The sequence below is a fragment of the Aliikangiella aequoris genome (genome assembly GCF_053709105.1).
Genome location: NZ_CM132298.1, coordinates 229,698 through 244,263 on the forward strand (window position 1 = coordinate 229,698; position 14,566 = coordinate 244,263).

The 14,566-nt window shown below is 40.3% G+C and carries 13 protein-coding genes; 8 read left to right on the forward strand and 5 right to left on the reverse strand.

Going from position 1 to position 14,566, the window contains the following annotated elements:
- Positions 1 to 239 precede the first annotated feature (239 nt).
- Positions 240 to 3,008 (forward strand): bifunctional diguanylate cyclase/phosphodiesterase, encoded by a 2,769-nt coding sequence (locus ACUR5C_RS01110; RefSeq protein WP_454466474.1) that lies wholly within the window; start codon positions 240 to 242, stop codon positions 3,006 to 3,008.
- A 54-nt stretch (positions 3,009 to 3,062) separates the two neighbouring features.
- Complete coding sequence (locus tag ACUR5C_RS01115; RefSeq protein ID WP_454466475.1) at positions 3,063 to 3,860, forward strand: ROK family protein; 798 nt, start codon at positions 3,063 to 3,065, stop codon at positions 3,858 to 3,860.
- Between the two features lie 16 nt (positions 3,861 to 3,876).
- Here the strand turns inward: ACUR5C_RS01115 and ACUR5C_RS01120 are convergent, their stop codons facing one another.
- A complete protein-coding gene (locus ACUR5C_RS01120; protein WP_454466476.1) occupies positions 3,877 to 4,608 on the reverse strand; it encodes a helix-turn-helix domain-containing protein in 732 nt (243 codons plus the stop codon).
- A 175-nt stretch (positions 4,609 to 4,783) separates the two neighbouring features.
- On the opposite strand from ACUR5C_RS01120, the gene ACUR5C_RS01125 reads away from it, so the two are divergent.
- From ACUR5C_RS01125 to ACUR5C_RS01140, 4 genes are all read left to right on the forward strand, one after another.
- Complete coding sequence (locus ACUR5C_RS01125) at positions 4,784 to 5,692, forward strand: diacylglycerol/lipid kinase family protein (protein ID WP_454466477.1); 909 nt, start codon at positions 4,784 to 4,786, stop codon at positions 5,690 to 5,692.
- Positions 5,693 to 5,890: 198 nt separating this feature from the next.
- Positions 5,891 to 7,426: a Re/Si-specific NAD(P)(+) transhydrogenase subunit alpha gene (locus ACUR5C_RS01130; RefSeq protein ID WP_454466478.1), complete on the forward strand. Its 1,536-nt coding sequence runs from the start codon at positions 5,891 to 5,893 to the stop codon at positions 7,424 to 7,426.
- Positions 7,427 to 7,485: 59 nt separating this feature from the next.
- Entirely contained in the window at positions 7,486 to 8,856 is a 1,371-nt protein-coding gene (gene pntB / locus ACUR5C_RS01135; RefSeq protein ID WP_454467881.1) for a Re/Si-specific NAD(P)(+) transhydrogenase subunit beta, read from the forward strand.
- A gap of 33 nt (positions 8,857 to 8,889) precedes the next feature.
- Positions 8,890 to 9,432, forward strand: a complete 543-nt coding sequence (locus tag ACUR5C_RS01140) for a DUF7010 family protein (RefSeq protein ID WP_454466479.1) — start codon at positions 8,890 to 8,892, stop codon at positions 9,430 to 9,432.
- 28 nt (positions 9,433 to 9,460) lie between these two features.
- Here the strand turns inward: ACUR5C_RS01140 and ACUR5C_RS01145 are convergent, their stop codons facing one another.
- Both ACUR5C_RS01145 and phhA read right to left on the reverse strand, forming a co-directional pair.
- A complete protein-coding gene (locus ACUR5C_RS01145) occupies positions 9,461 to 9,799 on the reverse strand; it encodes a 4a-hydroxytetrahydrobiopterin dehydratase (protein ID WP_454466480.1) in 339 nt (112 codons plus the stop codon).
- A 27-nt stretch (positions 9,800 to 9,826) separates the two neighbouring features.
- Positions 9,827 to 10,648, reverse strand: a complete 822-nt coding sequence (gene phhA / locus ACUR5C_RS01150; RefSeq protein ID WP_454466481.1) for a phenylalanine 4-monooxygenase — start codon at positions 10,646 to 10,648, stop codon at positions 9,827 to 9,829.
- A 167-nt stretch (positions 10,649 to 10,815) separates the two neighbouring features.
- On the opposite strand from phhA, the gene ACUR5C_RS01155 reads away from it, so the two are divergent.
- Entirely contained in the window at positions 10,816 to 12,228 is a 1,413-nt protein-coding gene (locus tag ACUR5C_RS01155) for an aminotransferase-like domain-containing protein (protein WP_454466482.1), read from the forward strand.
- 77 nt (positions 12,229 to 12,305) lie between these two features.
- Here the strand turns inward: ACUR5C_RS01155 and ACUR5C_RS01160 are convergent, their stop codons facing one another.
- A complete protein-coding gene (locus ACUR5C_RS01160) occupies positions 12,306 to 13,022 on the reverse strand; it encodes an SDR family NAD(P)-dependent oxidoreductase (protein WP_454466483.1) in 717 nt (238 codons plus the stop codon).
- 41 nt (positions 13,023 to 13,063) lie between these two features.
- Positions 13,064 to 13,768, reverse strand: coding sequence for a helix-turn-helix transcriptional regulator (locus ACUR5C_RS01165; RefSeq protein ID WP_454466484.1), 705 nt, complete (start codon positions 13,766 to 13,768; stop codon positions 13,064 to 13,066).
- A 125-nt stretch (positions 13,769 to 13,893) separates the two neighbouring features.
- Here ACUR5C_RS01165 and ACUR5C_RS01170 point away from each other — a divergent pair, with 125 nt between their 5' ends.
- Positions 13,894 to 14,547: a fused MFS/spermidine synthase gene (locus tag ACUR5C_RS01170; protein WP_454466485.1), complete on the forward strand. Its 654-nt coding sequence runs from the start codon at positions 13,894 to 13,896 to the stop codon at positions 14,545 to 14,547.
- Positions 14,548 to 14,566 lie beyond the last annotated feature (19 nt).

The window sequence follows — 14,566 nt, forward strand, 5'->3', positions numbered from 1 at the left end:
CTGTTTAGATTAAATGGTGTTGGCGACTTAAAATTTTTTGCTTTTAGCCATAAAGCAGCGTGGAATTGTGGTACTAAGCTTCGATTCAAGATTGAAATACTTTTTGCGCGTTGATATATTGCATGAGTTTTCAGTGATTTAAATTACTTAGTTAAAGTAATAGCTGAGATTATGATTAAGTCTAACCCACTTAAATAAACCACAATAAGAATAATTGACGAGATTGCAGTTGTAGTTGTATGCACAAAACAGAAGAGTCAAACTATAAAGTAACTTCATCTCCTGACTTTGAGCGGGCGGTTAAAGTGTTGCTTAGAGCTACTGCGGGTAAATTAGGAGAGTCTTTTTTACACGCTCTGACTCATAAGTTAATGCAGGTATTTGAACTTGATGCCGTAGTTATCGCACGTTGGCAAAACAAAACCATGCAACGCTTAGAATGCATATCTGATTACTCGGTTATGCCGAGTAATTGTGAAGTAAGCTTTGACTTTAAGGGGTCGCACTTTGAGACAATTTTAAAGCACGGCTTTTATTTAGTGAACGATAATGCAGTCGCAGAGTTCTCTCAAGACTCGCTTATTCAAAATATAGGTTCGCAGGCATTCGTTGGTTGTTCCTTGGTAGACTCGCAGCGCAATACCGTTGGCTTTCTTGTTGCCTATAAAAAATCACCCATAAAAAATACAACTTTAATTACGACCACTCTCGAAGTTTTTGCCATTCGGGTTGCTGCCGAGTTAGAGCGTCAAGATATTCACTTAGAACTAAAAAATGAAGTTCGTTTAAATCAAACGCAGCTTAACTCCGCACCAGCTTTTATGTTTATGCTCGATCGTGAGCATAAGTTTTTGCGCTGGAATGAGTATTTCTTTTCGCGTTTGGGCTACCAGCCAGAAGATATTCACGATACTGTTTTTACGTGTTTTGTTGCGCAGCAAGATCGGCGTAGAATAGAGATTGAAATTGAGCAGATATTTGAGCAACAACAGGGATCGGTTTATTTAAATATCTTAAGTAAAACTGGAGATTTAGTTCCGCTGCTAGTCACAGCAGACATTACTTTTTATGAAAATCAGTCGGTTTTTGTTGCAGTAGCATTAGATATGACAGAACAGCAGTCGGTTGAGAGAAACTTACTACGCTCTCAAGGTCGCTTAGCTCGTAAAAACTCCCAACTCAGTTTAATTAATAATTTACTAGAAAAGCTGCACACCAGTCGTAGTGTTTTTCATATAGCCCAACAAGTGGTCAAGTTACTGCAATCATTACAAAAAGATTCTTGGGTCGTCTTTACTGAATATGATGAAGCCAGTGAAAATATGGTAGTAATTGCTACCGGTGGCGTGGCTCAGGTTTTTATTGATACTCGAAAAAAATTCTCCGTCCATGAACAAGGCTCGCCGATTGCTTTGGCTATGCAAAGTAAGCAGCTAGAAATTTTTCAAAATAATAATGCGCAAACTTATATTAAATCATCGCTTAGAAATATCTTTTTTGAAGAAGGCATTAAGTCTGGTATTGCGATGCCGTTTATTTACCAAGGTAAACCTTTAGGCTGTGTGGCAATAGGCTATAAGTCTGACGCTATAATCGCGACAGATGAAGTGGAGTTTTTTCAAACTATTGGTACCAGTATTTCTCTTGCTATGGCTAATGCGCGCCAGTATCAATCGATGAAAAATTTGGCAACTATCGACACATTAACGGCGCTGCCTAATCGTAATGCATTAAACCGTGATTGCCATAACGCCTTAAACGCGAATCTGTCTAGCTCGAATAGTTTGGGGTTGATTCTGGTAGATTTAGACCGTTTTAAAGAAATTAACGACACGCTTGATCACCAAATTGGCGATAAATTATTGCGCTTAATTGGCCCTAGAATGGCGCAAGTTTTAAACGATCAAGATGGTACGGTTTATCGACTCGGTGGTGATGAGTTTTGTATATTAGTAAGAAACAAACAGCAGTCTAGCCAATTTATCAAGATTGCCGAACTGGTACGCCAAGCGATAGAGCTTCCTTTTGTTGTTGACGGTTTAAATTTAGAAATTAGTTCGAGTATCGGTGTAGCAACGACGATTGGTGTACAGCATAACCCAGCAGAATTGCTGCGTTGTGCTGAGTTGGCGATGTATCAAATAAAAAGCCAAGGTGGTGGTGTCGCTCAGTATTCTCCTGAAATGGACGCAGATACCAACCAGCGCTTTGTTATTATGGCCGAAATGGCAGAAGCGATCCGCAATAATGAACTCGTGTTACACTTTCAGCCTAAATTTGATCTAAAAAGTAATACCATTTTTTCTTGTGAAGCATTGGTTAGGTGGCAGCACAAGCAATATGGGCTATTGCCTCCTGCGAAGTTTATTCCATTGGTTGAGTTAACACAGCTAATTCACCCGCTAACCCAATGGGTTTTAAAAAATGCCATGGCTCAAATGCAACGCTGGAAAGCACAGGGAGTTAATATTAGCGTGGCAATTAATTTGTCAACTCGAAATTTAACTGACGATGATTTTGTTGGCCAAGTTAAAAGCCTTTTAAATGAATATGAAATCGATCCTAGTACGGTTGAATTTGAGGTCACAGAAACTGCTTTAATGAGTAACTTAGAAAGAGCGATGCGACAACTTCAGGCATTTAACCAACTCGGAATTAAGTGTTCACTAGATGACTATGGTACGGGCTACTCTTCTTTGTCTTATATAAAAAAATTGCCGCTGGATATTTTAAAAATTGACCGAACTTTTATTTCTAAAATGTTAGATTACTCTGAAGATAGAATTATTGCACAGTCAACGATTAACTTAGCGCATCGACTTGGATTGAAAGTGGTAGCCGAAGGTGTTGAAGATCAAAAAACGATTGAAGAGCTTACTCGCCAAGGTTGTGACTTGATTCAGGGATATTTTATCTCTCGACCGGTTGAAGCGGATGAGCTAGCTGAAATGTATTGGAAAAGTAAGCGTGGCGAAGCTGTCTATCCGCTAGAAAAATCACCACAGTAGTCACACTAAAAGCGCACACTAATATTTAGTAAACTTATCATAAGGACCTATAACATGACGAGCGATGCAAAGCCTTTGGTAAGTTGTGATTTGGGCGGAACCAAATTAATTGTAAGAGTTGAAAAGTCACAAAATGTTGATGACTTTTATTTTTCTACTGGGGTTAATTTTACGCCGCAAAAAATGCAATCAATTTTGCAAAAAATAGAAGGCGATTACCAATTAGAAAACTATCATTTAGCGGTTGCCTTTCCGGGGTTGCTGAAAGCTAATGTTTGTCACTTAAGCCATATGGTGCCAGAATTTGAAGGCTTTGACTTAGCCGACTTATCGAGTAATGCTAAGTTAAAAGTTGCGCTAAACGATGTTGAAGCAGGAACCTACGGAATTATTTCTAACCAATATAAAGTCGAAGTCTTAATTATGTCCGGGACTGGTGTTGGTATGGGGGTTGCCATCGATGGCAAAGTCTTTAAAGGCGAACACGGATTTAGTGGTGAACTTGGGGCTTGTAAAATAGAAAAAAATGGTGAACTCTATAGTGTAACTCAGTTGGCTAGTGGCGGGTCATACCATAAAAGTCATCACGATCTTAAGCTCCAGAAAAACTCTATGGCTGATTATGGTGAACAGCTTGGGGGCGCAGTTTCTTGGATAATAAACTGTTTTAATCCTGGAAGAATTGTTTTTGCTGGAGGTATGTTTAATGAATCAGACTATCGCGATGCTTGCTTGAAAAAAATCGCGAGTCTTAGTTTGCAGCCATTAGTTGAAAACTGTCAGCTAGAAGTACATACCGAAATGAAAGATATTGTTGTCAATGGTTTAAAAAAAGCAATTCAACAAACTTGATATAAAATTTATTAAGTTAGCGCCGGAATTGTTCAAATAAACTAAACTGCCAAGGTCTAATGGCACCAACTAAACTGCATCCCATTTTTTCTGAAATTGGCAGAGATGCATCTTGACTTGCCAGTTCATTAAATTCTTGAATAAGCTTGTCGATTTTTTTATGCATTTGCATTATGGTGCTGCGGGATGCCATGGCAGAACTAAATTGCATACTTTCTTCTGGCTTAGAAAATTTTGACTGAAAAAACTCTTTGCGAATTTGCTCATGAAATAAGCGCTCAATGGGACCGTGTTTACGCCATTTAAAATTTCTAGAAGTTAGCAGCTTTATGCGATTACCAGGTAATAAGTCAATAAACTTAATACGGTCTAAGTGCGCTAGTAGTTGAATGCCTTCATGTTCATTAATTTTATAGTGTGCTTTTATTGAATTAAAGTCGACCTCGTTAAATAGCATGTACGCAACAAATAAGAGCTTTGGTTGTTTAACAAATTCGGCCTCTTGCTCTGCGGTAAGTTCTTGGATCTCTTGGGTACTCTTTTCTGCGACCTTTGCTAGATCGCAGAGATCCATAGCAAGCATTTGACAAATTTTATCTAAGCGTTGGAGGGAAATGTTTTCTTCAGAAAATATACGCTTTACACTGGCTTCGCTTAAATCAAGTTGCTGCGCAACGTCGGCATAGGTATAACCTTTTTCTTTTAGGCAGTTTTTTAGTGCATTTAAAAACGTACTGGTTTGGGCCATGGTAAATCCTTTCGCTGAGAGAATTTTTGTAGGGCATAGAATAGCACTGTTAAAGTAAGTCGTCATTACAAGCATTAATGAATTAGGCGTTGCACGACATGTTATCAACAATTTTTGACACTCATCCTTAATCAAGATACAGTCGATTGATCGTTCATAATAATATTAATATAAAATGAAACTCCTCATCATTTATAACCCCTATGCGGGTAATGGTCGTGCCCTAAAACTGCTGCCGCAAATTAAAGCATACCTAGACTTAGTTGAGTTAGACTACCAGCTAGTACTAAGTGAATATCCCAAGCATACGCTAGAGCTTGTGAGTAATGCTGCTTTAGAGCAATACTCAGGGGTAATTGCTTCTGGTGGAGACGGTACTTTATTTGAAGTGTTAAACGGCTATAAAAATAATCCGTTAGTAAAAAGCGGGGAAATCGATTTGCCGCTTGGGCTAATACCTAACGGCACTGGCAATGCATTTATGAAGGAGTTAGGGCTAAAGAAATCTGACTGGCGTAAGGCGATTGATATTATTTGTTCGAAAAATACGCAATGTTTAGATATTGGCATGTTTAGCTGCGAACAAAAGCAACATTTCTTTATCAATATTGTTGGTATGGGGTTTGTGTCTCAAGTAGCGCAAGCTGCCACCCCGCTGAAATGGTTAGGTAACAGTGCTTATACTATTGCGACTTTATTGAAGCTTATTAATTTAAAACCGCAAACTTATGAATTGGAATTAGATGGTGTAAAGCAAACTCGCCAAGGTATCTTTGTTGAAGTTGCGAACTCTCGCTATACTGGAACAAAGTTCTTAATGGCGCCTAATGCTAGCTTGCAAGATGGTAAACTAGACGTTGTGTTGTTGAACACTATCTCGCGTTTACGCTTGTTGCGATTATTTAGTTCTATTTATGACGGTTCGCATATTAATTTCCCTGAAGTAGAAACACTTCAGGTTTCTGCGATTAAAGTGATTGAAGAAAAACCAAGTCACTTAGTGGCAGATGGAGAAATACTGAATAAGACGCCTGCACATTTTGAATGTTTACCTAGGGCGGTCGATTTTTTTTGGTCTAGCTAAAAAGTCACCAAAGTTTGATAACTTTGCTGGCGTCGTATCATATTCTACAGGCTAATATCAAATTTGCTTTTATTAGCAATTAGTCGTAGTTTTACCTTATTAGTTGAGCTTTTTCAGCTAACAAAACTAAAGTTAAGCTAACTTAGAGCCTATTATTTTATTGCTGTTCTTAGGTTCACTTTTCGTGGGGCTAAAGTTATGCAGATCGGCATTGTTAAAGAGTCTTTTCAAAATGAAGCGCGTGTGGCGGCTTCTCCTACTAGTGTAAGTCAACTCATAAAATCAAACTTTGATGTAGTTATTGAATCAGGGGCTGGTTTGAAGGCTAATTTTTCGGACCAGGCATATAGTGAGGTTGGAGCCCAGATTGTTACTAAGCAAGCGGCTTGGCAAGCCGACATATTATTAAAAGTAAACCCACCAAACGAATCCGAAAAAGCCTTAATTAAGCCCGGTGCAACGCTGATCAGTTTTTTTTATCCGGCACAAAACCAAGCGCAACTGCAAAGTTATGCTGACGCGAAAATTAACCTGCTGGCTATGGATTGTGTGCCGCGGATTTCCCGCGCCCAGTCTATGGATGCTTTAAGCTCTATGGCCAATATTGCTGGCTATCGAGCCGTTATTGAAGCCTCTTTTTGTTTTGGGCGCTTTTTTACTGGTCAAATCACAGCTGCGGGTAAAATACCACCGGCCAAAGTTTTGGTCATAGGTGCAGGAGTTGCAGGCTTAGCAGCAATTGGAACCGCAAGTAGCTTAGGTGCAATTGTGCGAGCGTTTGACACTAGGCCAGAAGTGAAAGAGCAAATCGAAAGTATGGGGGCTGAGTTTTTAGCGCTCGACTTTGAAGAAGAGGCTGGCAGCGGAGATGGATATGCAAAAGTCATGAGCGAAGCATTTATCCAAGCTGAAATGGCATTGTTTGCGGAGCAAGCGAAAGATGTTGATATTATTATTACCACTGCAATGATCCCCGGTAAACCTTCTCCCAAGCTAATCACTAAAGCAATGTTAGAGTCAATGAAGCCCGGTAGTGTTGTGGTCGACTTAGCGGCATTAGGCGGTGGTAACTGCGAGCTTACTAGTCCTGGAGAAAAAGTTGTTAAAAACGAGGTTACCATAATTGGTTATACCGACTTGCCTTCTCGGCTGCCTACTCAATCAAGTAATTTATATGCGAATAATCTGGTTAATCTAGTTAAGCTGCTTTGTCCTCAGCGAGATGGTTCGATCGAACTTAATTTTGACGATGAAGTGATCCGTCAGGTGAGTGTGACTAATGATGGCAAAGTGACTTGGCCCCCACCACCAATAAAAGTGAGTGCTAAGCCGCAGCCAACTGCGCCAACTGAGGTGTCACTTAAAAACGAAACGCCTCCAAAAAAGTCATTTGGGTTAGGGTATTTGGGTTTAGCACTTATTAGTTTTGGTTATTTGTGGCTAGCAAGTGTGGCGCCATCAGAATTTATGCAGCACTTTAGTGTATTTATACTTGCCTGTATTGTTGGCTATTATGTGGTTTGGAATGTTTCACATGCCTTACACACCCCGTTGATGAGTGTGACTAATGCAATAAGTGGCATCATTATAGTGGGCGCGATTCTGCAACTGTCGAGTGATAACCCGCTAGTGATGGGGATTGCTATTTTCGCCGTGCTAATTGCATTTATTAATGTAGTTGGTGGCTTTTTAGTTACTAAACGCATGTTAAAAATGTTTCGGAAGGAGGAATAATCATGCAAGATTTAAGTTTCTCCAGCAGTTTCTCCAGCAGTTTATTTAGCGATAATCAAATGCCAGTCATACAAGCAGCTTACTTTATTGCGGCAATATTTTTTATTCTCAGTTTGGCCGGGCTAAGCAAGCAAGACTCTGCTGAGCGCGGCCTTTGGTTTGGTGTGTTGGGTATGTTAGTGGCTTTAGTCGCAACGGTGTTAAGTCCTAGTGTCGATAACTTCGCTTGGCTAATAGCTGCAATGTTAATTGGCGCATGTATTGGGGTTCGGTTTGCACTTAAAGTAGAGATGACACAAATGCCCGAGCTGGTTGCATTGTTGCATAGCTTTGTTGGGTTAGCAGCGGTTGCGGTTGGTTATAATAGCTTTTTAGACCACCCAAGCATGAGCGGTATCATGCTAAACATACATTTAGTTGAAGTCTTTTTAGGAGTATTTATCGGCGCAGTAACTTTTACTGGGTCTTTAGTCGCCTTTGCTAAATTAAAAGGCTTAATGTCTAGTTCTCCATTAATGCTTCCGCACCGACATAAGTTGAATTTGCTAGCAGGGATTCTGTGTTTTGTCATGATGGTATATTTTGTTCAAGCAAACGGCGACATTAACCTTTTAATGGTTATGACTATTATTGCTTTAGCTTTTGGCTGGCATTTAGTGGCATCGATTGGCGGTGCAGACATGCCTGTTGTTGTGTCAATGCTTAACTCTTATTCTGGTTGGGCTGCAGCGGCTGCAGGCTTTATGTTAGGAAATGATTTATTAATTATTACCGGTGCTTTAGTTGGTTCTAGTGGCGCTATTTTAAGTTACATTATGTGCCGTGCAATGAATCGTTCTTTTGTCAGTGTAATTGCTGGGGGATTTGGTACTCACGTTTCATTGAATAGCGACCAAGACTATGGCGACTATGTCGAAATTAATCCTGACGAAGTTGCTCAGCAACTGAGTATGGCAAGCTCTGTTATGATCACGCCAGGTTATGGTATGGCGGTAGCGCAAGCTCAATATCCGGTTTACGAATTAAGCAAAAAGTTGCGCGCCAAAGGTATTCAAGTTAGGTTTGGCATTCATCCGGTTGCGGGACGTTTACCGGGTCATATGAATGTGTTGTTAGCGGAAGCGAAAGTGCCTTACGACATTGTTTTTGAAATGGACGAAATTAACGAAGACTTTAAAACGGTTGATGTTGTTTTAGTGATTGGGGCAAATGATACGGTTAACCCTTCTGCAGCTGAAGATCCTAATAGTCCAATTGCAGGTATGCCGGTGTTAAAAGTTTGGAATGCGAAGCAAGTAGTGGTTTTTAAACGCTCCATGAATCCCGGCTATGCCGGCGTCCAAAATCCCTTATTTTTTAAACAGAATAGTCGCATGTTATTTGGTGATGCCAAGCAAAGTGTAGATGCAATTGTAAACGCTTTAGATTAAAGTAATCAGTCTAGTTTATTCTCGGAGTTAACAATGCAAGTGATACAAGCTCAAGCAGATATGCGTGCTGGATATTTTGGCGGCGCACCAGGTTTAATTGCTTCTGGGGTCGTGTGGTTGTGTGCCGGAGTTGTGGGGCTATTTCAAGCGCCACAAACTGCAATTTTAAGTTTATTTTTTGGTGGAATGTTAATTCACCCGGCAGCCGTATTTTTAACTAAAATTCTAGGGCGAAAAGGTAGCCACCAAAGTGGTAACCCTTTAGCTAGTCTTGCGATTGAAAGCACCTTTTTGTTGTTTATTGGTATGTTACTGGCTTTTAGTATTGCTTATTTTAAAACCGAGTGGTTTTTCGCAGCGATGCTATTAGTGATTGGTGGACGCTACTTTACATTTGCGACACTCTATGGAGATAAAACTTACTGGGCATGTGCCGTCGCATTAATTATTGCTGGAGTGTTAGTGGCGGTTTTAAATGCGCCCATAGTTTATGGCGCATTTGCCGGTGGACTGATCGAGTTAGTATTTGCAGGCATTATTCTTAAAAAAGAAAGCCGCCAGCCTAGCTTCGCTTAATTTCCACTGGCATTTGGTTATTTCGTCACTAGTTAATCAACTGGTCGGTTTTAGCTGCACAAATAAAGTCGTTTTTATGTAGCCCTTTAATCGAGTGTGACCACCAGTTAACTTTAACCTTGCCCCACTCAGTGAGCAAAGCAGGGTGATGACCTTGCTGCTCTGCCATTTCTGCAACGCGATTAGTAAAATCTAGCGCGAGTTTAAAGTTTTTAAATTTAAACTCGCGCTCTAATTGCATCACGCCGTTAATGCTAATGGCTTTCCAGTCTGGTATTTGCTTAATTAGCTGGGCTAATTCTTGTTCGTTTACTTGTAGTGCTTCGGCTTGGCAAGCTTCGCAGCTTTGGGTGGTTAGTTGGTTCATTTTGGTTACTCTGTTTGTTAATAATGGCTAGCACGCAGCTTCTTCTTTTGGGGCATAATCACTGGGTTTCATGCCTAAGGTTTTTGCGTGACTCGCTAGTTCAGATAAGTCTAATTCTTTTAAATGATTTAAGTCACTTAGTTGCTCAATAAAAAAATAGTTTTTTTGAAGTTCATCAATGCGGTAGTGGGTACGAAATGCTTCCACTACATTTAATGGACTTCTTGTAGGAATAGTGCTTTCTAAACTGTAGCAGGTTTCTTCAAATGAAGAGAGGATCCCGCCGCCATATATTTTAAGCCCCGCGTTAGTTTTGATTAAACCAAACTCTATAGTGTACCAGTAGAGCCTAGCTAGCATCGCTCTTTCTTGCTTACTTGCCGCCAGCCCTAGTTGGCCGTAATGCTGTGAAAAATCTGCATAAGCTTGATTAGTGAGTAACGGGCAATGTCCGAAAAGTTCATGAAAAATATCAGGCTCTTTAATGTAGTCTATATCTTCCGGCCGCCGAATAAATGTTGCCGCAGGAAAGCGGCGATTGGCCAATAGTTCGAAAAAACGTTCAAACCCAATGAGTGCTGGAACGCGCTCAACTTGCCATCCGGTTAGCTGATTTAACTTTTGGTTTATAGCAGGTAGCTGAGGTATTTTATCCGCGTCCATATTCAGTATTTCTAAACCTTCTAGAAACTCATCGCAGGCTCGGTTTTTAATAATATTGTATTGGCGACTATATAAATCGTGCCATGTTTGGTTTTCAACGGCAGAGTAGTCAATGATGCCAAAAGAGTTAGGCTGTTTAGAAATATAAGGTTGCGGAGCTGGACTCGCTATTTGAGCTGCTAGCATAAAAATCCCGTCAAAGTTTGTGTGTTAACAAGTTAGGTACAGCTTAAAAGACTTTAAAGAATAGTTACAGATTCAGAATTTGATTATTTAATTAGGTACAGTTCTTGTGTTTGTAGTCTGTAATGCTGTATTTTAAGGGCAACTGTACTGGTTTTGGTCAAATAGCTATGAAACTCTATCAAGCGTTAGCAGATGAACTACGAAACTTAATCGATGAGGGTATTTACCGTCCTAGTGAAAAACTACCTTCGTTGCGTCAGTTGTCGGCAGCTCATGGAATTAGTATTGCGACCGCTCAGCGCGCACTTGAAGAGTTAGAAATTAGGGGCTTAATCGAGGTACGGCCTAAATCGGGGTTCTACGTAAAAATGCCGGCTAGCCAGCCACAGCCGGCACTCATACCGAGTTTACCATTGTTACCTAAAAGCATTCGAATTCATGAGTTTGCGAGTCAAATTTTCCAGCAGTGTGAAGCGCAAGGAAAAATCAATTTAGGGGTGACTTATCCTGCGGCGCATTATTTTCCTGAAAAACGCTTACAAAAAATAGCCGCGAAAGTGGTTAAACAAAACATTCCCGAAGTGGTAGAAGTGCACTTTTCTGCCGGACTCGCTCAGTTGAAAAAAGTTTTAGCTAAGCGACTAAATGAAGTTGGTTGTCGCCTAAAACCGAGTGACTTTTTAGTAACCAATGGCTGCTTAGAGGGGTTATCCATCTGTTTACGTGCTGTGGCCAAGCCGGGCGATAGCATCGCAGTAGAATCACCCGGGTTTGTTGGTTTGTTCCAGTTAATCGAATCTCTAGGCTATAAAGCGGTTGAGATCCCTTGTCATCCACAACAGGGATTAAGCATTGAGGCATTAGAGCTTGCTTTAGAGCAATGGCCAATAAAAGCTGTGGCGGTGGTTCCCTCGTTCAGTAACCCCACCGGAAGCCTAATGCCTGAAGCAAACCGAAAGCAATTAGTTGAATTGCTAGCAGAACACAATATTCCTTTAATAGAAGATGATTTATTTGGCGATTTAGCCTTTGATGGCTTGCGCCCTAAGCCATGTAAAGCGTTTGATAAAAAAGGTTTAGTGCTTTATTGCTCTTCAGCTTCTAAAACCATTGCTTCTGGGTTGAGAGTTGGCTGGATAGTACCTGGCGCTTTTCAAAAAGAAGTGGCTTACTTTAAAACTTTTACCAACATTAGTGCGCCTAATCTTACCCAGTTGATTGTTGCTGAGTTTTTGCAAAGCGGCCAATATGAAAGACACATTAGACTTTTCACTGCGCGCCTTGCACAGCAAATGTTTCGCTTTCAAAAAGCGATTGAGCGATTTTTCCCCGACGGCACTCAAACATCACAGCCGAAAGGAGGCTGTATTTTGTGGGTCGAATTACCAAAAAAATACGACGGTCTTAAGCTCTTTGAGCAAGCAATTAAGTTAGGTATTGCTATAGCTCCTGGCCAACTTTCAAGCGCGAGTAGCAAGTATAACCATTGTATAAGGCTTAATTGCGCCTGTGATCCGCATGTTGATATTGAGCAAACCGTAAAAATAATCGCAGCGCTTTTAGTCGAGTCAGAGTCGTGATAAAAGCTATTTTTATGAGCTAGCCAAGGTAAAATCTAAACAGGCGTAATTCATTGATAGCATAAAAATGATTCTATTTACATTAGCTTAAAATAAATCCAGTCTGGCAATAAGCGCATCCCCCACGCGACCAATCGCCAGCGCTTGCTGATGTAAGCGATTTTTTTCTTTCGCGCAATGGCGCGTATAATTTGATCGCAGGCTTTCGCGGTTGGAGCACACCAAAAAACTTTACTGCCTTTAATAATGTCGGTATTAACAAAGCCTGGCTTTATATCAGTAATTTGTATGTTTTTTCGCATTTTAAATGCTTTGTGTCTTAGTCCTTGCATATAGTTTGATACGAATGCTTTGCTCGCACCATATGCTGGCGTCACAGGGTTGCCTCTAAGTGAGTTTATGGAAGAGATACTCACTATATGGCCAACTGATTGCTTGGAAAAGTAGTGGTACGCTGCGCCTGCTAATGCGGCAAAACCCATTGCATTAGTTTGTATAATCGACTTTTCATTTTGCCAGTCGAGGGAGGGGTTAATAAAGCCGATGCCGGAATTAATAATCACTAAGTCGACGCCTTGCATTTGATTGACTAAATGATCAAATTGAATAATGGCTTTTTCTGGTTGGCAAACATCCATTTCTTTAATAAAAGCCTTGCCTAAATGGCGCTTTTGAAAGGCTTTAAGTTTTTCTACCCGTCGCCCAGTAACGCCAACTTGGTATCCGGCGTCTGCGTAACGGTTTGCTAACCCCAAGCCAATTCCAGAAGTTGCACCGATTATGATAACTTTCATGATGGGTTCCATTGTTAATAATTTATTGAGGGAGCAGAAAATTAACTAGTACCACAATATTCGGCATAGCGACGCTCTTGTTGGGTAATATAGTCAGTTAATGCTTGACCTTGGGCTTCTAAAAAGGTTTCGTTAAGTATTTTTAGTTGGATGATTCGATCAACTCTAAATACACGAAAGCTCTCTCGCAAATTACACCAAGCCACGAGCGTCCAAACTTTACCCCAGTAATATAGACCCAAAGGTTTTACTTGTCGCTGGCTAATTTCTTCATTGATCTTTTGATATTCAAAGTGGACTAAACGCTTTTGATTAATTGCTTGGCGTAAATTTTCAAAATTGCACTGTTGATTTTTTGGAATTTCAAAATCAGGTACAAACAACTTGCTGCTATAAATGGCGTGTTTTAACTCAGAAGGGAGCACGGCCTCAATTTTATCTAGCGCAGACTGGGCTGCTTGAGAAGTTTCTTTGCCAGTCCAAGCTTTAAGTATTTTGGTGCCTAACAGAATGGCTTCAATCTCATCGGTATTAAACATAATAGGTGGAATATCGAGAGAGTGTCTGAGTTGATAGCCAATTCCCGTGCTGCTTTGGATTGGAACACCAGATAGGCTTAAATCTTGAATATCTCGATAAATTGTCCTTTCCGACACTTGTAGGCGCTCACTTAGTTGTTTGGCTGTTACTAAGCGTTTATTTCTAAGAATTTGGGTGATTTGATAAAGTCTGTCGGCGCGTCGCAACGTCTATATCCTTTTATTTAGAGGAGTAAGTGTCGCATAAATTGGTAAGAATTCAAGTGCAAAGCAGTTGCCCGTTTTGTCTATCCGCTGTATTGTATGTCGCAAACAAACTAATAAGAAACTCTATGCGTAAATTTACTATTTTATTATTAGCCTTTTGTGCTGGCTTTTCCATTATGTGCTTTGAACTTTTAGGTGGGCGAATGCTAGCACCCTTTTTTGGGAGCAGCGTTTATGTGTGGGGCAGCATAATTACTGTTTTTATGTTGGCGCTTTCACTTGGCTATTTAAGTGGTGGTAAGTTGTCTTTGTACCAGCCTAGTATTAATCGATTTGGGTTTATCTTTATTAGTGCGGCGTTTAGTCTTTTGCCGACCATATTCTTCAATGAAACTATTTTCGAATGGGTATTTGAAATGATTGAAGACCCGCGTTATGGCTCGTTAGTTGCTTCAAGTTGCGTATTTTTAATACCGAGCATTATTATGGGAATGATTGCCCCTTATTCGGTTAGGATTTTAACTGTTGCGGCTAAGTCTTCTGGTCAAACCGCAGGTTTTTTATATTTTGTTTCTACTCTAGGTAGTGCGATTGGTACTATTATGACATCTTTCTACTTAGTGCTTTGGCTAGAGGTCGATCAGATTTTATGGCTTACTTTTGGAATCTTATTTTGCGCTGGACTAATTGCGCTTATTACTGCGTATTTAGATGAAAACAATGGTCAACTAATTGAAGAGATTACGCCGCAAGCTAGTCCGTTGAAGTCGTCACAGTAAAGTTCACACACAAGGTTAA

What these genes read in the sequence shown, in the direction of transcription:
- ACUR5C_RS01110 (WP_454466474.1), top strand. Translation starts at nt 240, where the DNA reads ATGCACAAAACAGAAGAGTCAAACTATAAAGTAACTTCATCTCCTGAC.
- ACUR5C_RS01115 (WP_454466475.1), top strand. Translation starts at nt 3,063, where the DNA reads ATGACGAGCGATGCAAAGCCTTTGGTAAGTTGTGATTTGGGCGGAACC.
- ACUR5C_RS01120 (WP_454466476.1), bottom strand. Translation starts at nt 4,608, where the DNA reads ATGGCCCAAACCAGTACGTTTTTAAATGCACTAAAAAACTGCCTAAAA.
- ACUR5C_RS01125 (WP_454466477.1), top strand. Translation starts at nt 4,784, where the DNA reads ATGAAACTCCTCATCATTTATAACCCCTATGCGGGTAATGGTCGTGCC.
- ACUR5C_RS01130 (WP_454466478.1), top strand. Translation starts at nt 5,891, where the DNA reads ATGCAGATCGGCATTGTTAAAGAGTCTTTTCAAAATGAAGCGCGTGTG.
- pntB (WP_454467881.1), top strand. Translation starts at nt 7,486, where the DNA reads ATGCCAGTCATACAAGCAGCTTACTTTATTGCGGCAATATTTTTTATT.
- ACUR5C_RS01140 (WP_454466479.1), top strand. Translation starts at nt 8,890, where the DNA reads ATGCAAGTGATACAAGCTCAAGCAGATATGCGTGCTGGATATTTTGGC.
- ACUR5C_RS01145 (WP_454466480.1), bottom strand. Translation starts at nt 9,799, where the DNA reads ATGAACCAACTAACCACCCAAAGCTGCGAAGCTTGCCAAGCCGAAGCA.
- phhA (WP_454466481.1), bottom strand. Translation starts at nt 10,648, where the DNA reads ATGCTAGCAGCTCAAATAGCGAGTCCAGCTCCGCAACCTTATATTTCT.
- ACUR5C_RS01155 (WP_454466482.1), top strand. Translation starts at nt 10,816, where the DNA reads ATGAAACTCTATCAAGCGTTAGCAGATGAACTACGAAACTTAATCGAT.
- ACUR5C_RS01160 (WP_454466483.1), bottom strand. Translation starts at nt 13,022, where the DNA reads ATGAAAGTTATCATAATCGGTGCAACTTCTGGAATTGGCTTGGGGTTA.
- ACUR5C_RS01170 (WP_454466485.1), top strand. Translation starts at nt 13,894, where the DNA reads ATGCGTAAATTTACTATTTTATTATTAGCCTTTTGTGCTGGCTTTTCC.